This window comes from Spiroplasma endosymbiont of Nomada ruficornis, from assembly GCF_964030795.1.
In the GTDB taxonomy this organism is placed as follows: Bacteria; Bacillota_I; Bacilli_A; order Mycoplasmatales; family VBWQ01; genus Spiroplasma_E; species Spiroplasma_E ixodetis_A.
The window spans coordinates 1032927-1052406 of record NZ_OZ034962.1; the positions used below are offsets into that span (position 1 = coordinate 1032927).

General features: G+C 22.9%; 35 protein-coding genes. 33 read left to right on the forward strand and 2 right to left on the reverse strand.

Annotated elements, in window-relative coordinates; all coding sequences use genetic code 4:
* The first annotated feature begins 141 nt into the window (after window positions 1–141).
* From ligA to gatB, 4 genes are read left to right on the forward strand one after another with little or no spacing between them, the layout of a single operon-like run.
* Window positions 142–2157 (forward strand): NAD-dependent DNA ligase LigA, encoded by a 2016-nt coding sequence (gene ligA / locus AAHM79_RS06255; RefSeq protein ID WP_342257391.1) that lies wholly within the window; start codon window positions 142–144, stop codon window positions 2155–2157.
* Window positions 2150–2464 (forward strand): Asp-tRNA(Asn)/Glu-tRNA(Gln) amidotransferase subunit GatC, encoded by a 315-nt coding sequence (gene gatC / locus AAHM79_RS06260; RefSeq protein ID WP_338959780.1) that lies wholly within the window; start codon window positions 2150–2152, stop codon window positions 2462–2464. The genes ligA and gatC overlap by 8 nt, the downstream gene beginning before the upstream one ends.
* Entirely contained in the window at window positions 2454–3926 is a 1473-nt protein-coding gene (locus AAHM79_RS06265) for an amidase family protein (protein ID WP_342257392.1), read from the forward strand. The genes gatC and AAHM79_RS06265 overlap by 11 nt, the downstream gene beginning before the upstream one ends.
* Window positions 3919–5358 (forward strand): Asp-tRNA(Asn)/Glu-tRNA(Gln) amidotransferase subunit GatB, encoded by a 1440-nt coding sequence (gatB, locus tag AAHM79_RS06270; RefSeq protein WP_338959774.1) that lies wholly within the window; start codon window positions 3919–3921, stop codon window positions 5356–5358. Before AAHM79_RS06265 ends, gatB begins: the two co-directional genes overlap by 8 nt.
* Window positions 5359–5559: 201 nt before the next feature.
* Here gatB and AAHM79_RS06275 read toward each other — a convergent pair whose 3' ends face one another.
* The gene (locus tag AAHM79_RS06275; protein WP_342257393.1) at window positions 5560–5727 is read right to left on the reverse strand and encodes a hypothetical protein; all 168 of its coding nucleotides are present in this window, start codon (window positions 5725–5727) and stop codon (window positions 5560–5562) included.
* Window positions 5728–6204: 477 nt separating this feature from the next.
* Here AAHM79_RS06275 and AAHM79_RS06280 point away from each other — a divergent pair, with 477 nt between their 5' ends.
* The 13 genes from AAHM79_RS06280 (at window position 6205) to AAHM79_RS06340 (ending at window position 11893) form a co-directional block, all read left to right on the forward strand.
* Window positions 6205–6705 carry a hypothetical protein gene (locus AAHM79_RS06280; RefSeq protein WP_342257394.1) on the forward strand — a complete coding sequence of 167 codons (501 nt, stop codon included), beginning with the start codon at window positions 6205–6207 and terminating at the stop codon, window positions 6703–6705.
* Window positions 6698–6871, forward strand: coding sequence for a hypothetical protein (locus AAHM79_RS06285; protein WP_342257395.1), 174 nt, complete (start codon window positions 6698–6700; stop codon window positions 6869–6871). The genes AAHM79_RS06280 and AAHM79_RS06285 overlap by 8 nt, the downstream gene beginning before the upstream one ends.
* A complete protein-coding gene (locus AAHM79_RS06290) occupies window positions 6861–7043 on the forward strand; it encodes a hypothetical protein (protein WP_342257396.1) in 183 nt (60 codons plus the stop codon). The genes AAHM79_RS06285 and AAHM79_RS06290 overlap by 11 nt, the downstream gene beginning before the upstream one ends.
* Window positions 7044–7045: 2 nt before the next feature.
* A complete protein-coding gene (locus tag AAHM79_RS06295; protein ID WP_342257397.1) occupies window positions 7046–7252 on the forward strand; it encodes a hypothetical protein in 207 nt (68 codons plus the stop codon).
* A gap of 20 nt (window positions 7253–7272) precedes the next feature.
* Complete coding sequence (locus AAHM79_RS06300) at window positions 7273–7455, forward strand: hypothetical protein (RefSeq protein ID WP_342257398.1); 183 nt, start codon at window positions 7273–7275, stop codon at window positions 7453–7455.
* Window positions 7448–7774, forward strand: a complete 327-nt coding sequence (locus AAHM79_RS06305) for an ERF family protein (RefSeq protein ID WP_342257399.1) — start codon at window positions 7448–7450, stop codon at window positions 7772–7774. Before AAHM79_RS06300 ends, AAHM79_RS06305 begins: the two co-directional genes overlap by 8 nt.
* A 75-nt stretch (window positions 7775–7849) precedes the next feature.
* Complete coding sequence (locus tag AAHM79_RS06310; RefSeq protein WP_342257400.1) at window positions 7850–8800, forward strand: IS30 family transposase; 951 nt, start codon at window positions 7850–7852, stop codon at window positions 8798–8800.
* A 96-nt stretch (window positions 8801–8896) separates the two neighbouring features.
* Window positions 8897–9748 (forward strand): hypothetical protein, encoded by an 852-nt coding sequence (locus AAHM79_RS06315; RefSeq protein ID WP_342257401.1) that lies wholly within the window; start codon window positions 8897–8899, stop codon window positions 9746–9748.
* Window positions 9749–9750: 2 nt separating this feature from the next.
* Window positions 9751–10038 (forward strand): hypothetical protein, encoded by a 288-nt coding sequence (locus tag AAHM79_RS06320; protein WP_342257402.1) that lies wholly within the window; start codon window positions 9751–9753, stop codon window positions 10036–10038.
* Window positions 10007–10213, forward strand: a complete 207-nt coding sequence (locus AAHM79_RS06325) for a hypothetical protein (RefSeq protein ID WP_342257403.1) — start codon at window positions 10007–10009, stop codon at window positions 10211–10213. The genes AAHM79_RS06320 and AAHM79_RS06325 overlap by 32 nt, the downstream gene beginning before the upstream one ends.
* Window positions 10161–10826: a hypothetical protein gene (locus AAHM79_RS06330; protein WP_342257404.1), complete on the forward strand. Its 666-nt coding sequence runs from the start codon at window positions 10161–10163 to the stop codon at window positions 10824–10826. Before AAHM79_RS06325 ends, AAHM79_RS06330 begins: the two co-directional genes overlap by 53 nt.
* On the forward strand, window positions 10826–11737 hold the full coding sequence (locus AAHM79_RS06335; RefSeq protein WP_342257405.1) for a hypothetical protein: 912 nt from the start codon (window positions 10826–10828) through the stop codon (window positions 11735–11737). The genes AAHM79_RS06330 and AAHM79_RS06335 overlap by 1 nt, the downstream gene beginning before the upstream one ends.
* On the forward strand, window positions 11738–11893 hold the full coding sequence (locus AAHM79_RS06340) for a hypothetical protein (protein WP_342257406.1): 156 nt from the start codon (window positions 11738–11740) through the stop codon (window positions 11891–11893). It abuts the gene before it with no gap.
* A 12-nt stretch (window positions 11894–11905) separates the two neighbouring features.
* Here the strand turns inward: AAHM79_RS06340 and AAHM79_RS06345 are convergent, their stop codons facing one another.
* Complete coding sequence (locus tag AAHM79_RS06345) at window positions 11906–12856, reverse strand: IS30 family transposase (RefSeq protein ID WP_342257407.1); 951 nt, start codon at window positions 12854–12856, stop codon at window positions 11906–11908.
* A 363-nt stretch (window positions 12857–13219) separates the two neighbouring features.
* Between AAHM79_RS06345 and AAHM79_RS06350 the strand changes: the two genes are divergently transcribed.
* The 16 genes from AAHM79_RS06350 to AAHM79_RS06425 all read left to right on the forward strand — a co-directional run bounded on the left by AAHM79_RS06350 (window position 13220) and on the right by AAHM79_RS06425 (window position 19457).
* A complete protein-coding gene (locus AAHM79_RS06350) occupies window positions 13220–13846 on the forward strand; it encodes a hypothetical protein (RefSeq protein ID WP_342257408.1) in 627 nt (208 codons plus the stop codon).
* Window positions 13847–13855: 9 nt separating this feature from the next.
* Entirely contained in the window at window positions 13856–14740 is an 885-nt protein-coding gene (locus AAHM79_RS06355; RefSeq protein WP_342257409.1) for a hypothetical protein, read from the forward strand.
* A 1-nt stretch (window position 14741) separates the two neighbouring features.
* Window positions 14742–15140 (forward strand): hypothetical protein, encoded by a 399-nt coding sequence (locus tag AAHM79_RS06360; protein ID WP_342257410.1) that lies wholly within the window; start codon window positions 14742–14744, stop codon window positions 15138–15140.
* Between the two features lie 802 nt (window positions 15141–15942).
* Window positions 15943–16074 (forward strand): hypothetical protein, encoded by a 132-nt coding sequence (locus AAHM79_RS06365; RefSeq protein WP_338958910.1) that lies wholly within the window; start codon window positions 15943–15945, stop codon window positions 16072–16074.
* A gap of 12 nt (window positions 16075–16086) precedes the next feature.
* Complete coding sequence (locus AAHM79_RS06370; RefSeq protein WP_342257313.1) at window positions 16087–16347, forward strand: hypothetical protein; 261 nt, start codon at window positions 16087–16089, stop codon at window positions 16345–16347.
* A 63-nt stretch (window positions 16348–16410) separates the two neighbouring features.
* Complete coding sequence (locus tag AAHM79_RS06375) at window positions 16411–16605, forward strand: hypothetical protein (RefSeq protein ID WP_342257314.1); 195 nt, start codon at window positions 16411–16413, stop codon at window positions 16603–16605.
* A 134-nt stretch (window positions 16606–16739) separates the two neighbouring features.
* Complete coding sequence (locus tag AAHM79_RS06380) at window positions 16740–16904, forward strand: hypothetical protein (RefSeq protein WP_338957566.1); 165 nt, start codon at window positions 16740–16742, stop codon at window positions 16902–16904.
* Window positions 16905–16906: 2 nt separating this feature from the next.
* Window positions 16907–17344, forward strand: a complete 438-nt coding sequence (locus AAHM79_RS06385; RefSeq protein WP_338957565.1) for a hypothetical protein — start codon at window positions 16907–16909, stop codon at window positions 17342–17344.
* Complete coding sequence (locus AAHM79_RS06390) at window positions 17334–17654, forward strand: hypothetical protein (protein ID WP_342257315.1); 321 nt, start codon at window positions 17334–17336, stop codon at window positions 17652–17654. Before AAHM79_RS06385 ends, AAHM79_RS06390 begins: the two co-directional genes overlap by 11 nt.
* On the forward strand, window positions 17630–17791 hold the full coding sequence (locus tag AAHM79_RS06395) for a hypothetical protein (RefSeq protein ID WP_338957563.1): 162 nt from the start codon (window positions 17630–17632) through the stop codon (window positions 17789–17791). The genes AAHM79_RS06390 and AAHM79_RS06395 overlap by 25 nt, the downstream gene beginning before the upstream one ends.
* 17 nt (window positions 17792–17808) lie before the next feature.
* Complete coding sequence (locus AAHM79_RS06400) at window positions 17809–18015, forward strand: hypothetical protein (protein WP_342257316.1); 207 nt, start codon at window positions 17809–17811, stop codon at window positions 18013–18015.
* A gap of 61 nt (window positions 18016–18076) precedes the next feature.
* Window positions 18077–18301: a hypothetical protein gene (locus tag AAHM79_RS06405; RefSeq protein WP_342257317.1), complete on the forward strand. Its 225-nt coding sequence runs from the start codon at window positions 18077–18079 to the stop codon at window positions 18299–18301.
* A complete protein-coding gene (locus AAHM79_RS06410) occupies window positions 18240–18734 on the forward strand; it encodes a hypothetical protein (protein ID WP_342257411.1) in 495 nt (164 codons plus the stop codon). The genes AAHM79_RS06405 and AAHM79_RS06410 overlap by 62 nt, the downstream gene beginning before the upstream one ends.
* A 70-nt stretch (window positions 18735–18804) precedes the next feature.
* Complete coding sequence (locus AAHM79_RS06415) at window positions 18805–18948, forward strand: hypothetical protein (RefSeq protein ID WP_338957559.1); 144 nt, start codon at window positions 18805–18807, stop codon at window positions 18946–18948.
* Window positions 18941–19216 carry a hypothetical protein gene (locus AAHM79_RS06420; RefSeq protein WP_338957557.1) on the forward strand — a complete coding sequence of 92 codons (276 nt, stop codon included), beginning with the start codon at window positions 18941–18943 and terminating at the stop codon, window positions 19214–19216. The genes AAHM79_RS06415 and AAHM79_RS06420 overlap by 8 nt, the downstream gene beginning before the upstream one ends.
* Window positions 19185–19457: a hypothetical protein gene (locus AAHM79_RS06425; protein ID WP_342257221.1), complete on the forward strand. Its 273-nt coding sequence runs from the start codon at window positions 19185–19187 to the stop codon at window positions 19455–19457. Before AAHM79_RS06420 ends, AAHM79_RS06425 begins: the two co-directional genes overlap by 32 nt.
* Window positions 19458–19480 lie beyond the last annotated feature (23 nt).

Genomic DNA, 19480 nt, shown 5'->3' on the forward strand with positions numbered 1-19480 from the left:
TTTAAAAAATGTATATTATTATTTATTTATTTTATTTACATTACTAAATTATACTTTTATAAAACAATATTACAATTAAAGTAATAATTCATTTATAATTAATTATGTCTTATTAACAAACCAATTAGGGGAGAAAGTAATATGAGTAACAAAAATAATGATATTAAAAATGAAATAATACAATTAAGAAACCAAATTAAACAATGAAATTATGAATATCATGTTTTAGATAAACCTACTGTTAGTGACGAACTTTATGATAGCGCCTATCATAGATTAATAAAATTAGAAGAACAATATCCCCAATTTAATAGTAATGATTCTCCAACTAAAACTGTTGGTAATAAACCACTTAATTCTTGAACAAAAATTTTTCACCAACAACCAATGCTAAGTTTGGGTAATGCCTTTAACTATGAAGATTTACTAAAATTTGATCAACAAATTAAAAAAACATTATCAGAAAATAACATTGAATATGTTTGTGAGCTAAAAATTGATGGTCTATCAATTTCTATAACTTATGAAAAAGGAAAAATAAAAACTGCTGCTACCAGAGGTGATGGTATTGCTGGTGAAGACATTACCAATAATATTTTGACAATTAAAACAATACCAAAAACAATACCAATTAATTCTAAATTAGAAGTAAGAGGAGAAATATATTTAAGTAAAGAAGAATTTAATCGCATTAATGAAAAACAACAACAACAAAACTTACCACTCTTTGCTAATCCTCGCAATGCTGCAGCCGGTACTATTCGCCAACTTGATATTAATATTGTTAATTCAAGAAAATTAGATGGTTTTCTTTACTATTATATTAATGCTACTAATGATAATATTAAAACCCATGAACAAGCATTATTTACCTTACAAAAATATGGTTTCAAAATTAATGAACAATGACAGTTATGCAAAAATATTGAAGAAGTATGAACTTATATTCAAAAATATGAAAAGTTAAGAAATACATTACCATATGAAATTGATGGTATTGTCATTAAAATTAATGATCTAACCAGTTATGATATGTTAGGAAGAACTAATAAGGCACCAAAATGAGCAATAGCTTATAAATTTCCTGCTGTTACTAGTGTTACTAAGCTTTTAGATGTATTTCCAACTGTTGGTAGAACAGGAAAAATAACCTATAATGCTAGATTACAACCAGTGATAATTGCTGGTACTACCGTTACTTTTGCCACACTTCATAATGGTGATTATATTATGAATCGTGATTTACGTATTAATGATTTAGTAAGTGTTAAAAAAGCGGGTGATATTATTCCAGAAGTAATTGCCCCAATTATTAGTAATCGTCAAATAAACAATATTATTTTTAAAAAAGCTATCCATTGTCCAGTGTGTAAAACAAAATTGGAACAAGTTCCGCCAGAAGTTGATCAATTTTGCATTAATAGTGATTGTCCATCACGAATTCTTAAATCATTAATGCACTTCTGTTCAAGAAATGCTATGGATATTATTGGTTTAAATGAAAAAATATTATTACGTTTTTTAGATTTAAAATGAATTAAAACTATTAGTGATATTTACAATTTAGTTAATTTACGAAAAGAAATACTATCATTACCACGTTTTGGTGAAAAATCTTTCACTAATCTTGCTAATTCAATTATTCTATCAAAACAAAATTCCTTAGAAAGACTTTTATTCGGTTTGGGAATTCGCCATGTTGGCCAAAAAACAGCAATTATTCTTGCAAAAAAATATTTAACTTTAAATAACTTAATGGAAGCAACCTTTGATGATCTAGCTAATACTAATGAAATTGGTCCAACAATTGCTACTAGTGTTATTGATTATTTCCTTAATCCTACTAATCAACAACTAATTACTAACTTGCAAAACTTTAAACTTAACTTTAATTATTTACAAACAAACCAATCACAAGTATTGAATGGTAAAACTTTTGTCTTAACAGGAACTTTAACTAAAAGTCGTAACGAATTCATTCAATTATTAAATAACTATGGTGCTAAAATTACCAATACTATTAGTAATAATACTTCTTATTTAATTGTTGGAGAAAATCCAGGAAATAAATTAGCACAAGCACGCAAACTTAATGTTAAAATTATTAATGAAGAGCAATTACAAAATTTATTGAAAGAGGTAGCAAAAAATGGATAAAATTGAAAAGAAAATGACAACAAAAATGCTACATGAATTTGCTAACGAACTTATGTTCAATTTAAGCGAAGAACAATGTGAAAATCTTTTACTAGAATTTAAAGCTATTGAAAAACAAATGGAAATTGTGACAAATATTAATACAAATGATATTGAACCTTTAAATTACCCATTTCCTATTATTAATAATTTATTACGTTCCGATAATGTTGGAACTCATTTAACATCTAAAACTGTTTTAAATATTGCTCCAGAAGTTGAAAATAATTACATTAGTATTAATCAGGTGATTAATCATGAAAATTAATTACCACCAACTTTCAATTCGTCAACTTCATGAATTATTAAAAACAAAAATACTTACTCCAGATCAATTAACTAAATTAGTATACAAACGATTAGAACAATTCAAAAAATTAAATGCTGTTGTTACTTCACTGGAACAAAATGCCATTAAACAAACAAAATCAATTACTGAACAAGAAATTAATGATAATTTATTAGCAGCAATTCCATTTGTAATGAAAGATAATATTGCTACTATTAATTTCTTAACAACAGGTTCATCAAAAATTCTTGCTAATTTTATTCCTAATTATGACAGTACTGTTAATATGTTATTAACAAATAATAAAGCCATTAATATAGCTAAAACTGCTCTTGATGAACTAGGAATGGGTGGAGATGGTTTATATGCAGCTACTGGTCATGTCTTAAACCCTTGGAATTTAAAACATATCACTGGTGGTAGTTCTAGTGGCAGTGCAGCTTTAGTCGCTGCTGGAATTGTACCATTTGCTTTAGGAACAGATACTGGTGATTCAATACGTAAACCTGCCGCTTATTGTGGTATTGTTGGTTTTAAACCAACATATGGTTTAATTTCAAGAAATGGTGTTTTTCCTTATGCTCCAAGTTTAGACACAGTTGGTATATTTACTAATCATGTCGAAGATATTGCCATTGTCTTGGATAGTATTGCTTTATTTGATGAACAAGACTTTACTAGTGTTCAAAGTAAAGAAAAAGATTATACTCAAAACTTAAATCAAAATATAGAAGGTAAAAATATTGCTATTTTAAATTATAATGATTATCAGTGAAATGATATAGTTAAATCTAGTTTTGATGAAGCAATAAAGCATTTAACTGATGGTGGTGCAAAAGTTCAACAAATTGAATTTAATAAAGAATTATTACAATCTTTATTACCAGTTTATATGATTATTTCTTTTGCTGAAGCAACTAGTTGCCACGCAAATCTAACTGGTATTAATTTTGGTGTTCGTAAAAATGGTAAAAATTATCAAGAAGTTATGACAAATTCACGAACATTTGGTTTCGGTGATATGGTAAAACGCAGATACATTATTGGTGCATATGCTTTATCTGAAAATCATCAAGCAGAATTATTTAACAAAGCTAAAAAAGTAAGAAGATTAATTGTTGAACATTTAAATACTATCTTTAAAAAATATGATGCTTTCATTATTATGCCAAATATTAATCCAGCTCCAAAAATTAAAGATGTATTAGAACAAAAAAAAGTTATTAAAAGTGAACATGATTATTTAGAAGACTTACTACTACTTTCTAATTTAAATGGTGGACCAAGCATTAATATTCCATTAACTACTGTTAATGGTTTACCGATTGGTTTTAATATTAATGGTGCACCTTTCAATGATCAAGTTATATTGAATATTGCTTCATTTTTAAGTAAAAAAATTAATTTTAATAATAAACTACTAGGTGATGATCATGAATAATAAATATGATGTTGTAATGGGTATTGAAATCCACTGTGAATTAAAAACTAAAACTAAATGTTTTTCCAACGCCGCCAATACTTTTGGTCAAAAACCAAATACTCAAATTAATGCCATTGATTGCGGATATCCAGGAACATTACCAACAGTTAATCAAGCTGTTATTATAATGGCAATTCAAACATGTACTGCTTTAAAAATGAATATTGATCCACTCTTACGTTTTGATCGAAAAAGTTATTTTTATCCCGATTTACCTAAAGGTTATCAAATCACACAATTTTTTCATCCAATTGGCACAAATGGTGAATTACCAATAGTTGTAAATAATGAAGAATTTATTGTTAGTTTTGAACGCTTACATATTGAAGAAGATACAGCAAAACAAATTCATAATAATAAAAAAACATTATTAGACTATAATCGAGCGGGAATTCCCTTATTGGAAATTGTTACTAAGCCAATTTTTAACACAAGTGAACAAGTAGTAGCATATATTAATACTCTACGTCAATTATTAATTCATTTACAAGTTAGTGATGCTAAAATGAATGAAGGCTCATTACGATGTGATATTAATATATCGGTAAAACCACATGGTAGTGATATTTTAGGTACCAAAGTTGAAATTAAAAACTTAAATTCTACACATAATATTACTTTAGCAATAAATGATGAAATTAATCGTCAAACTAATATTTTAAATAAAAAACAAAAAATTAATCTTGAAACTAGAAGATTTGATGAAAAAACTAATAAAACCGTTAGCATGCGTAGCAAAGAAAATAAAATTGATTATAAATATTTTCCTGAACCAAATATTTTTCCAATTCAACTAGATGAAAAATGAATCAAAATGATTGCTAAAAATCTTCCTGAATTGCCTAAAGAAATAATGGAAAGATTAAAAAAACAATATAATCTACCAACAAAAGATATTAATTTATTAATTGACAAAGTAGAAATATTAACTATTTTTGAACAAACAGTTGCCATTAATAATTTAGCATTACCTACCTTTAATTATTTAGTAGGTCCTGTGCAAGCTTATTGTAATACTAATAACACTACTATTAAAAACAGCGAACTTACTGCTAATAATCTATCACAATTAGTTAGTCTGGTTTATGAGCAAAAAATTAATGATAAACAAAGTAAACAGTTATTAAATGCAATTATGATTAATAGTGAAAAAAGCCCTACCGATCTTATTAGAACATTAGGTATTACTTTAGTAAGTGATAGTAATGATTTAGAAAAAATATTAATCACAATTTTAAAAGCAAATGAAAACATGATTACTATTTATAAAGTCAATCCAGAAAAAGCAATGAAATTTTTTATGGGTCAATTAATGAAACTAACTAAAGGACAAGCAAATCCACAAGTTTCTAAAGAAATATTAAAAAAATTGATTGAAAACTATAATTAGTTTCAATCAATTTTTAATTAAGAATTTTTATATTATACTTTGAATATTTTTATTATCAATTTTATATACTAATATTTTATTTAAAATCTACATTTTCAATTAAATTTCCTTAAATTACTAAATCATCATTTGTCTTATTAACAATTAATGAATATTTTAATAAAATATTTATTTTTATTCTTTTAAGTAACTTTCTTAATTTTAATTAAAATTACTTGTTGGTCTTAAAAATTGTAATGACATTGTTAAATTATTAACTAATGTTTTATTTGTCAATTCTGGTTTATTTAATTGGATAGTTATTGTTTGATTATTAATATTTCTTTGATTCAAATTTGATTCATTATTTTTTTGTTGTAATGTTTGCATTTGAACATGTAATTCATATTGCTGAATTTCTAAATTAGTAATTTGTTTTTCTAAAGATGCTATTTTAAAATTTGCTTTTTTTGGTATTTCTAAAAGAACTTTAAAATTAGTAAGTTTATTATTTTGATAATCAGCTTTTAATTCTTTGGACGTATTGCAACCTTAGTTAGATTTAATAAGAACTTAAATGAGAGATAAAACTCTCATTTATTAATTGTTAAACAATTATAATTAATTATTTTATTAAACCAGCACTTTATTAAAGTAATTAATTATTACATAACTAAATAAAAAATTATGTAGGCTATTGTGCTGGAATATTCCAATAGTAATTTTTAGTGTGTTCTATTTAAGAAAAGAGAAAGAAAAAGTTTTTTCTCCCCCACACCCCCTCTTTTTCAAAAAGAAAGAGAAAAGAATTTTCTCTTTTAAGACTTCTTTTAAATAAGACTTAAATTAAAGAAAGGAATATATTTTATGTTTAAAGAAAATATTAAAAAAGATTTATCAAAAGAAGAAATTACTAATTTACTTTTAGATTTTGATAAAGATAATATTTTTCAACAAAATTTAGAAGAAAAAGAAATACAAGAATTATTAGAAAAAACTAAAACTAATTTTACTTCTATTTTTTTACCAAAAATAGCAATTATTAATGAAACTAGTAAAGCCAGTTTTATTAAATTATTAAATGAAAATAATTCTAATGTTATTGGTGTATGAATTGATAAAAGATTTATTCATAGAAGTAAAGAAAAAAATGAAATAAGAATAAGTATTAAAAGAAGTTTTGATTTTACTATTTATGAATATGATTTAAAAAATAAAAATAATAAAAAATTAGAAAGTATTAAAGGTTATAAATTACTTTTAAAATTAAAAAAATTAAAAGCAAGTTTACCAATTGAAAATAATTTTTGAGAAAAATTACAAGAAAAAAATAATTTTATTAAGAAAGGAATTGAAACTAATGCTTAATTCTCAAAGTCCAAAAGTAGTAAAAGAAAATTATCAATATAGAAAATCTTATTTAAATATTCCAGTAACTCATAGTTGTGATATATGTAATAAAAATTCATCATATGCAAATAGAACTTGTAATAAATGTTTTTATAAATTAATGGGTGAAAATAATGAAATGTAATATACATAATGAAAAATATATATGAATTAGTGAAATAGATAATAGTTATTATTTTAATAAATGTATAAATGACATGATTGAAGAAGATATGTATTTAACAAGTGATAATTGAGATTACTTAGAAGAACATTATATTAATGAATTACAATTAGAAAATTTTAAAGGAGTATAAATATGAATAGATTAGAATTACAAAATGCAATGAAATTAATAGAAAAATTTGAAGAATTACAAGAAGAATTTAATAGTAAATATGAAGATTTTGAAGTTGAAATTGATAATGATGGGGATTTAAAAATTAGTAATGATTATTTTATATATGAAGATGTAAACAAATTAGAACAAGTAATTATTGATTATAAAAGAATTATTAAAAGTTAAAAAGAAAGTAGTGAATAAATATGGTAGCATTTCCAAAAAAGAAACCAGAAGATTTAATAACTAAACAAATTATTATTAGACTTACTAAAAGTGACCATTATGAATTAAAAAAACTTTGTGTAAAAAAAGAAATTACTATTAATAATTTTGTAAGAAATTTAATTAAAAATGCAATAAATAGAAAGAGTGATTATAATGAATAATTTATATAAAAAAATACTTAAATTACAATTAGAAATTGGTAGTACACCTAAAAATGGTTTTAATACTCATGGTAATTATAAATATTGATTATTAAGTGATATTTTTAATAAATTTAAATTATTATGTAAAGAATTTAATATTGTTATTACACATGAAGATATATTAACAACAGATAGAAAAATAAATTATTTAGATACTAAAGAAGTAGAAATAACTTATTTTAAAAGATATACAATTATAGATTTAGATAATGATAAAGAAAGTAAATATTTTGATATACTTGCTTGTGCGCTGAATTATACTGGTAAGTGCAAGTAAATAAAATTGCAAAAAATTCTCATATAAAAATTTCATAATGCTAAATTTAGTTTAGAAAAAAGTAAGAGTTTTTATATGAGTTATAAACATCTTGGCATAGATGAAAGGATTTATATTGAGAATCAATTGAAATTTAAATTTAAAATTAGTGAAATAGCTAAAAATCTTAATCGAAGTATTAGTACTATTATTCGAGAAATTAATAGAAATAAAGATAATAATCATTATTTTTCATTAATTGCGCAAAATAAAGCTGAAAATCGAAAACAATCACATATTAGTTTTCATAAGTTTAAAAATAAGAATTTAGTAAAATATGTACAACAAAAATTACTATTAGGTTGATCACCTGAACAAATTTATGGCAGAATTAAAAATTTTCATAAAGAGTGAGTTATTAGTTTTAAAACAATTTATACTGGAATTTATTTTGGAATGCTTGATAAAGTTATTAGTAAAAATTTAAGAAGAAAAGGTAAAAAACGAAAATCTAAAGAAAATCGTGGCAAGTTTAATGGTAAATCAATTAAAGAACGAGATATAAATGTTAATGATCGTATAACACTTGGTCATTGAGAAGGAGATACTATAGTATCATCACGAGGTAAAAGCAAATCATGTTTAATAACTTTAGTTGAAAGAGTATCACGATTTACTTTAGCAATATTAGTTAAAAACAGAACTACTAAAGTTATTAATAAAAATGTCAGTTATTATTTATCAATTCTTCCTAAAAACATTGTTAAAACTATTACTTTTGATCGTGGCAAAGAATTTTCAAATTGACAACAACTTGAAAAAAATTTAGATGTAAAAATTTATTTTGCCAATCCATATTCACCTTGACAAAGAGGTACTAATGAAAATACTAATGGTTTAATTAGAGAAAAATTTCCTAAAAAATTTATTTTTTCAAAAACGAATAAAAATGAAGTTCATAAATTTATATTGTCTTTAAATCAAAGACCGAGAAAAATACTAAATTATCTTTCACCAATCGAATATTTGGATAGAAAAATAATTTAGTTGCACTTACCTTTACAATTTAGCATACAAGAATGTATTTTTTTACAAGGTATTAAAGATTATTGTATTGCTAAATCACAAGTAATTCCTATTAATATGTTAGAAATGACAGAAGATACAGCAAAATCAGCATTTTATCAAATTGGAGATAAAATGAATGAATTATTAGGAAATATAACTGAAACTGAAATTGGTACAAATGTAAGTGATTTTATTGGTACATTAGGATTTACTCCAATGTTACAATTAACAAAAGCATATTTAAGATTAAATTATGGTCAAATTGCAGCAGATACTGTAGCAAGTGGTCAATTATATAAACAATCAGTATTTGGTATGTTTTTATATAAACATATGTTTTTAAATAAAGATATGGTTAAAGATACTAAAACTGGTTTACATTTAGAAAAAACATTTGATTTAAAAAAAGTATTAGGAGTTTTTGTACATAGAAATGCATTTGCACAACCTAATAGTTTTCAAAAAATTGTTAATTTAATTGATAATAATACATTAAATCAAAAAACATTAGGTAAAGCACTTTATGGTATAACAACAGCAATTCGTGGTTGATTATCATTTATTATTATGGAAAAAATGCCAACTGCTGATGAAATTAAAGAAGCACAAAAACGTTGTTGAACTAATTTAATTAAATTAACTCCAGCAGAAAGAGAAAAATCACCAGTAACATTTAAAATTGCTGATTTTGATGATTTTAGAATTAGTTTAAATGATTTAATTTATTTTAAAAATTTAGGAAAAATAACTATGGCTGGAACTACTCCTACTAATGATGAATTAGAAACTGCAATAATAAATGCTGGTAATAATGGTTATGAAAAAGGTAAAGCAACATTTAGTAATATTACATCAACAAGTGCTACTATGACTGGTAATGATAAAGATTATATTGAAGAAATAGAATTAAAATTTTCTAAAAAATAATTATGGAATATATTTATAAATATTTTGATGAAAAAGCACGTATTACTATTTATTCACCAAAGCCAGAAGATTTAACTACAAGTAATGATATTAGAGCAATTTTATTAGATGAATATCCTAAATTAAGAAATGATTATTTTATACTAAGTGATGTACATGATACTTATGCTATATGTGTTGGTAATAATATAAATTGTCAAGGAACAGTTAGAATTCAAATTAAAAAAACTAATCAATTATTAAAAGGAGAAAATAAAAATGCCAATTTCTGAGAATATACAATCAAATAATTATACTTTATTAAAGATAATTCGTTCTTCAATTAGTCCATTATCAGCAATGATAGGTATAAGTTCATATTATGGTCAAGTAATAGGTAATCCAATATTAGGTTCAATTAATAGTTTATTATTTGGTAAAATTAGGTTTAGATATTTGAAATTTAAATCAAAGACCAAATACTAATACTAAATTAATTAATAGTAGTAAAAAAATATTATTAGGTTTAGGAACAATAGGATTAGCAAATTATGCTAAATTTACTAATACAAATATTAATCCAAATCCAACTCCTAATCCATTTCCAAATACAACACCAATTAATCCTTTTCCAGATGATTTATTATTTAGTAATAATAGCACTGATAATCATTTAATGGATTGAGATACTTATATCTCTTTAAATTCATATGGTATTGCCAATTTACTTGCTGTTATTACTGAATTAATACCTAGCAAGTTTGAAAATATACGTAAAATAGCAAATATGGCAACTGGTGGATGTTTAATATCAAGTGGTGTTGCTATGGGTATTAATAATGATTTTAATAATACTTATGCAGTTCCTACAATAGTTGCTGGTGCAAGTGAAATTATACATAATTTACTACCAATGGAAACAACTAATCATATTGAAGAAATGCAAGAAACATCATTTAATAATGAAAATGCAAGATTAATTAATGATAATAGATTTACTATTAATAGTGAAACAAGTAGTCAATATGGAACTAATATGAGTGATGTAATTTTAGATAATGCTTCATTAACTTGAGATTATAATCATTTGAGTTTATAATGTTACCTTTAATTATTGAATGAATATATTATGCTTTAGCAACTAATGATATTAAATTAGCATTAATAAATGCTTTAAAAACTTATTATAAAAATCAATCATTAAAAGCAGTATTTGATAACGAAAATATTAGTGAAAAAGAAATACATAAACCATATAGTGTTTTTAATCCAAATATACTTAAAAAATTAACAAGTATATTAAAACCAAGTGAATTATCTATATTACAAAATGAAATTAATAAATTTAAAAATCCAATAAATAGTTTTAAAAATTCTATTATGCCAACAGAAATTAGAACTGTTAAAAATTATGTAAATAAATTTGATAATTTATTTAAAGAAAATGAAGAAGAAATACCAGAAAATGCATGAGAAGTATTATCAAGTTCATGATTTAAAAAAGGAAGATTTATTTTTGATAATAAAAATTTAAAAATTGGAACTTTAACAACATTATTTCAAAGTGATAATGATAAAAGACAAATATGATATGGTCCATATACTTATCCAACATTTCCACAAGAAATATGAATATTAATGACACAAGCAAAAGGTAAAAATGGTTCTGGTGCTGGAACAATATTTTGAAAATTTTGAAATAGAAAATGATTACCAAGTCAATTAAGAAAATATGTTAAAAGTGAATTAGCAAAAAAAGGTAAATATTATGGTTCACAAGATACTAGTGTTATTTATCCTAATAATATTAATGTACAAAAAACTATACATTTTATTAATAGATTAGAAAAAGGTTTTTTTAAATTAAAAGAATATAAAACTTTATCTAAAAATGAAATTGGAAGTAATAAATGAAGATATGAAAGAAAACAATTATTAAAAAATTCTTTACATACAAGAAAATATATAAAAATTAAAAGAAATTCTAATTTTTATAAAACATGAAAGTAGGTGGTAATTATTATTGAATTAGATAAACCAATTAAACCAATTGGTATATGAAATACTATTAATCCATTAAGTAAAGATAATAAAGAATATAAAAGATTAAATAAGATTTGATTTAATAAAAATAGTACTCATATTGATAAAATTGCTAAATTGTAAAGGTAAGTGCAACTAAATTATTTTTCTATCCAAATATTCGATTGGTGAAAGATAATTTAGTATTTTTCTCGGTCTTTGATTTAAAGACAATATAAATTTATGAACTTCATTTTTATTCGTTTTTGAAAAAATAAATTTTTTAGGAAATTTTTCTCTAATTAAACCATTAGTATTTTCATTAGTACCTCTTTGTCAAGGTGAATATGGATTGGCAAAATAAATTTTTACATCTCAATTTTTTTCAAGTTGTTGTCAATTTGAAAATTCTTTGCCACGATCAAAAGTAATAGTTTTAACAATGTTTTTAGGAAGAATTGATAAATAATAACTGACATTTTTATTAATAACTTTAGTAGTTCTGTTTTTAACTAATATTGCTAAAGTAAATCGTGATACTCTTTCAACTAAAGTTATTAAACATGATTTGCTTTTACCTCGTGATGATACTATAGTATCTCCTTCTCAATGACCAAGTGTTATACGATCATTAACATTTATATCTCGTTCTTTAATTGATTTACCATTAAACTTGCCACGATTTTCTTTAGATTTTCGTTTTTTACCTTTTCTTCTTAAATTTTTACTAGTAACTTTATCAAGCATTCCAAAATAAATTCAAGTATAAATTGTTTTAAAACTAATAACTCACTCTTTATGAAAATTTTTAATTCTGCCATAAATTTGTTCAGGTGATCAACCTAATAGTAATTTTTGTTGTACATATTTTACTAAATTCTTATTTTTAAACTTATGAAAACTAATATGTGATTGTTTTCGATTTTCAGCTTTATTTTGTGCAATTAATGAAAAATAATGATTATTATCTTTATTTCTATTAATTTCTCGAATAATAGTACTAATACTTCGATTAAGATTTTTAGCTATTTCACTAATTTTAAATTTAAATTTCAATTGATTCTCAATATAAATCCTTTCATCTATGCCAAGATGTTTATAACTCATATAAAAACTCCTTACTTTTTTCTAAACTAAATTTAGCATTATGAAATTTTTATATGAGAATTTTTTGCAATTTTATTTACTTGCACTTACAAGTATAATTCAGCATATTTAAAGATAAAACACATTATAGAATATATATAAGTTATGGTGATTATACAACTAAAGAAAATAATAAAAATTATAGTTGACAAATAATTAATTTTTATTATCAATTAGATACAAGCGTTGTAAAAAGTAGTTTATGAATAGCAAATAATAACAATAACCAACAAACTGAAATTAATATTTATAACAATAGAATAATGTGGGGTATGGGTAGAGATTATATTTTTAAAAAATTAGAAGAATTACAGGAATAATATTATGAATAAAGAATTTACTTATTTACATGAAATTAGTTATTGATTATTAAATAAAAGTGATTTTACTTATAGTGAATATCATTTAAGTGGTAGTAGATATTCAAGTAAAACATATAGTATTGCAGAAGAATTAGCAATATTAATAGCAATTTCAATTAAAGTTAATAAATCAATTGCTATATATTGTTTTCGTAAATTAAATAAAGATATTAATGAATTAACAAAAGAAATTGATGAAGCATTAATTAATATTGGTTTTGATTATAAAGCTTTTACTTTAAAATATCCAAATAAACAAGCAGATTTTCGTTTTAAAGTTAGTAAATCATTTATTAGAGTAATGGGTGTATATTCAAATTCAAATGATAGAATACCTTTAAAAGGGCTTTCTAGAAGTGAAATAAAAGGTTTTGATTTAGCAATTGAATGATGTGAAGAAGCAAATGAATTTAGTCAAGCAGAATTTCAAGCAATAACATTTGCATTAGGTAATGCTAAAAAAACTATTAAAATTAGAAGTTGTAATCCAGATAATATTTATCAATATTTTATTACTTATATGAATGAACGTGTACCTTTTAATTTAGAAATTATGAAATGTAATAATGAACAAATAAAATCAATATAAGAAAATCAAATGTTTAAATTATTTCATTATTCAAATTGAAAATTAAATGAACATAATTTAAAACAAGATAAAATTAATGATTTAGAAGAATTAAAAGAATTAGATCCAATTAAAGCACAAAGTTGATATTATGGAGTACCTAGTGTTTTACAAGGTGCTATATTTGCAAGATATTTAGATAAAATATCAACTAAATTAGATTTTCAAGTTTCTAAAATAACTGGTGGTTTAGATATTGGTATGGCAACAAGTAGTAGTGGTCATCCAACTGCTGCTTCATTATGATTTATTGGTGAAAATAATAATGGAAGAAGAGCAAATAAAGTAAGTGAATTTTATCATAGTAATGCTAATATTAATGGTCAACCAGCAATGCATTTTAAAAATACTTATGAATTAGCAAATAGTATTATTGATTATTATTTAATTGAAGCACAAAAATATTTTGCTATGTTTAAAGGTTTTACTTGTTATGTTGATTATGGTAATGGTGGTCAAGCATTTATTGATGTTTTAAATGTAGAAAAAAATAAAAGAAATATGAATTGATTAAATTTTGAACCAGTAGATAAATCAGTAATGTATTTAAAAGATAGAATTGATTTTACTACTACTGGATTAATTAAAAATATATTAAGTTATGATTGAAATAATTGTCCAGAAACTAAAAGACAATATAGTTTAATTCAATGATTATCTAAATCTAAAATAGAAAATTCAAATAATGAACCTAAAATGTTAGATTTATATGATGATACTTGAGATAGTGATTGTTATGCATTAATGAATGATATGAAATGATTAATTGAACAAATAAATAATGAATTATTAATTAATAAAACTAAATTTGAATTTGGTAAACAATATAGTTTTATTAATAATAAGGAGTGATAATATGAATTATAGTCCAACAGAATATTTTAGTATACATGAAGATATTTGAGAATTAGATATACCTAGAATTATTGCAAATAAAAGTACAATGTTATGATTAGGTAAAGGTTTATTATTTAAAAGTGAAAATAAAGAATTATTAAATTTTTTAAATAAATTAAAAGATAAAGATAAATGAAATGAAAAATTATATCAATTTGGTATTCAAAATTCATTATTAGGTAAATGTTTTTTAATATGAATGTTAACTAAAAATGGTGAATTAAGTTTAATTTTACCAAGTCCAAGTTTTATGTCACGTGTTGCTAAATTTAATGAACAAGAACAATCAGCAGAATTATTTTTTATGAATGAACAAAGTGATAATGGTAGTTTAACATGAGTAACAATAGAAAATTAAAAAGTAAAAGTTGAAATATTTAATGGTAATAAAGAAATTTTATTAGGTAGTACAAAATCAAAAATTAAACCAGAAAGTCAATTACAAAAACAATATGAATTAAAAAATCCATTTGGTTATTTACCAATTGTAGAAATTACAAATTTACCACAAATTCATTTTTATGGTAATAGTACACAAATGAATGCATATCCAGATTGTGCACCAGTATGAAATTTAATATGAGATTTACAACATATTATTAAACAAAAAAGGGGAGCGTACCGAAGATGTCGATAAATAAAAATTTTTAAAAATAACTCCTTTCTTTTTTAAACTATTAAATTAAAAAATAAATGACAAAAGACGAGAATAAAATTCTTGTCTTTTTTTGTAATTGTAAAATTTTAAAATTTTTAATAACCGTCTTTAGCACTATTATCAACACGTGTTAGGGAACTAAAAAAGTGAACTACAACATAGTTGTTAAAAATAGTAGCTAGCATGTGGACTTGCATGGATAAATAAAAAGTGGAGTGATACCTAATAAAATATACTAACCAGAAATGGTAATTCTTGGGGTGGGAGCGAATTGGAAACTAGTATATATAGACCCGGAGTGGGGACCAACTATTATTCTTTATTTAACCAACCTTGCCACTACCAAGTGAGCAAGTGTTGGTTTTATTTTTTATTTTTTTTTGAAAAATTTTTGGGCGAGAAAATAAATTTCAAACTTGTAAAAAAAATTGAGCGGGACCGGTTCAATTAAAATATTAATTTGCTAAACGCAAATTAAATAAATATTGAATCGAATGCCTCAATGTTTTTTAAAATTTCACAATTTATTTTTGAGCCCAGAATTGCTGGAATGAATAAAACAAATAGTAGTATTATTAATAATCTAAGAATAAAAATATATGTTCTTTATGCTAGAAGCAACAGAACATATTAGGAAAGGATTATTATGCAAATAGAATTTAAAAAAGAACAAATTGTTAAAGATAAACCACCATCTATTCTTATTGATTATGTTGAATATAAATTATCTCTTCCAAAATGAATGATTAAAAATAATTCTTTTATTGTTGATAACAGTTGCACATATTGAGTTTTTAATTTAGAAAATATTAAAAAAGAATTAAGTGGTAATGAATTAATAAAGTTATTAGAACCATATATTAAAGACCAAAAAATAACTGTTAATAAACCAACTGCTCCAAAATAATATTATCTTAATGATATAAAACTTGAACAATTAACATTTTATGAACAGCATAATAGTTGATTTATGGGTGAAATAACAGATAACAAAACTAAAATTACTAATCCTTGTTTTAAATATAACATTACGTGAGAAGAAAACAGAAAAGGTTTTAAAATAAATAATCCATATAAACATGATGATTTACCAATTAATTATATAGTTACTTCTTATAAGGAAATTTCAACTCATAATGAAAAAGTATTTTTGTTGAACATGTAAACAAAATAAATTAGATTATTTATTCTTTAATACTAATGATATAAAAACAAGAAAATATTTTTTAAGAGATAAAAATAGTAAAGCAATTTGTTATGACTGTATTTTAAATATTAGGTTAAGTAGGAGGTATAAATATGAATAAAGAAAAAATACTTGAATATCTTAAAGATGAATGAGAATGAAATAAAGAAATGAGAGACGATGAAAAAGTAACTAAACTTTGAAAAAGTTGTTTTAATGGAAGATTAAATCTTATATCTCAATTAAATCAAAAAATTAAAAATGGTGAATTTGATTAATAATGCAATATGACTTAATTATTGGGATTGACCCCGCTGGTATTGGTAATAATGGAATTGTTATATATTCAAATGAAACAAATAGGATTATTTATACAGAAACATTCAACACAACACATGTTTTTGAAAGTAAAAATCGTTATAAAAGAATATTATCAATAATCAAAGAACAATTTTTTGAAAACAAAATATTAGTTATTGTAGAAAATTTCTTTTTAAGTTCAAAACAATTATTAACTAATCCATTAGCAACTCCTAAAATTATTGGTTCATTAATGGTATTAGTACAAGATGTTTTCAACTGAGATTATCTAGAAAACCAACCAAAAAATAAAAATAAAATAACAAATTATAAAGGAAATATAAAATTAACAAAACATGAACAAGATGCATATAAACACATTCAATACTATTTAAGGAATTATAAAAATGAAAGATAAAGCCAATTATGTCAAATTAACAGTAAAACTAAGTAACACTATTGAAGCAAAATATTACGAAAAAGGTAATAAAGAATTATATTATAGTGTTCGTGGTCAATGAAATGGTTTAAACTATGTTACTTTAATTTTTAATAATCCAAAATTTTATAACCGATGTATTTTATTAAACAAAAACGATGAAATTATTGTCACTGGTCAAATTTTTAATACTTTAAACATTCCTAAAATCGTGTATTTTGTTCAATTAATGTTAAATGATTTAAAAAATGAAAAGAGTAAAAAATGATATGATGAGAAATTTTATTAATAGCACCAATATTAATAACAAGTATAACACTAATAATATTTTTAATATTTATTATTAAAGAATTAAAAAATGAATATAAAGTATTAAAAATATTAAGTGAAATTGCTAATCAAATTGAAAATAAGGAGAATAAATAATGAAATGTTTTCTTTGCATGCATGGAGAAATATATTCTCCAAAAACCTTGTATAAAATAAAAAAATTGAAAAAAATAATTTACCAAGATAGAGATATTGATAGTGAAGATTTTAAGAAAAGATATGAATATCTTTTAAAAAAATTAGGTGATGGTGATAATCAAATTATTTGAATAAATTTCTTAATAAAGCAAGAAAGAAATAATAGAAAGGAGAATAAATAATGAATAAAGAAGTATGTTGTGAAGATTGTTGTGTATGTGATAAAAAACATGATTTATTTACTTGCGAAAAAAACTGCTGAGAAATGTATGTGAACATTGTTATCAAGGTGATAAAGAACATAGAAATAAAGTTGATGAAATTAATAAATCAAGACATAAAAATTGTATTAATAAAGAAAGATTTATGCAATATCTTAAAAACACATATCGCTTAAACGGATATTATGAAGAAGTTTATAAACCAATTAAAACCAGAATTAAAGACCGGTGATTTGATAATGACTAATTATTTACTTTCAATTGACCCAAGTATTAAAAATACTGGATTTACTTTATGAAAAAAAGTTTATTTACATGATAAATATGATTTTTTAAATTGAAAACCAATATTTGTTAAAAGTTATAATTTAAAAGAATATGATGGACAAAGAAAATTTTATTGAGATATAAAAGTTAATGATAATGAATTGGATTTAATTATTGAACGTGGTACTTTTAATTCAAAAAATGGTATTGGTTATGAAACTCAAGAACATTTACGTGGTTTTATTGCAGGACAATTTAATAAATTATTAACAAAAGATATGTTAATAAGTCCAAGTGAATGAAAGAAATGATATGAACGTTATGACCCACCTATTTTTTGATTAAGACCTTGAGATAAAGAACTAAGTATATATGTTGCTGAAGAAATTATTAAAGAAATAATTGAAATATAAAAATATCAAATCATGATGAAGCAGATAGTTTATTAATTGGTTGATATTATTTAAATAAGGAGAATAAATAATGAATAAAGAAAAATTACTTAAATATATGAAAGATATAATTAAATGAACTAAAAAAATTAATTATACAAACTCTGATTTGGACAAAAATATTTTAAATTTATTAATTGAAAAAATAGAAAAAGGTGAATTTGATAATGACTAAATTAACAGATTTATTTGGTCAAGATAAAATAGAAATATTTTCACCAAATCCCAAAGATTTAACAGATAGTAATGATATAAAAGCAATTATTTTATGAAAATATCCTAATGTTATTGCTGAATATTTAGTTGTTTCTCAACCACATGCAAATACTGCTATTTTAGTTGGTGATAACGTTCACTATACAGGTTGAGTTGAAGTGTTTATTAAACCAAAAAATGAAGGAGTAAATGAAAATGCCAAATGACACGAATGTACAATCAAATAACTATACTTTATTAAAAATAATAAGAATTGGAATAAGTCCATTATCAGCAATGATTGGTACAAGTGCTTATTATGGTCAAATTATTGGTAATCCAGTATTAGGAAGTATTAATGCTTTATTATTTAGTAAAAAGTTAGGAATTGATATATGAAACTTAAATCAAATGCCAAGTACTAAAAAGAAAATATTAAATTCAAGTAAAAAAAATATTATTAGGTTTAGGAACTATTGGTTTAATTAATTATGCAAAATTTACAAAAATCA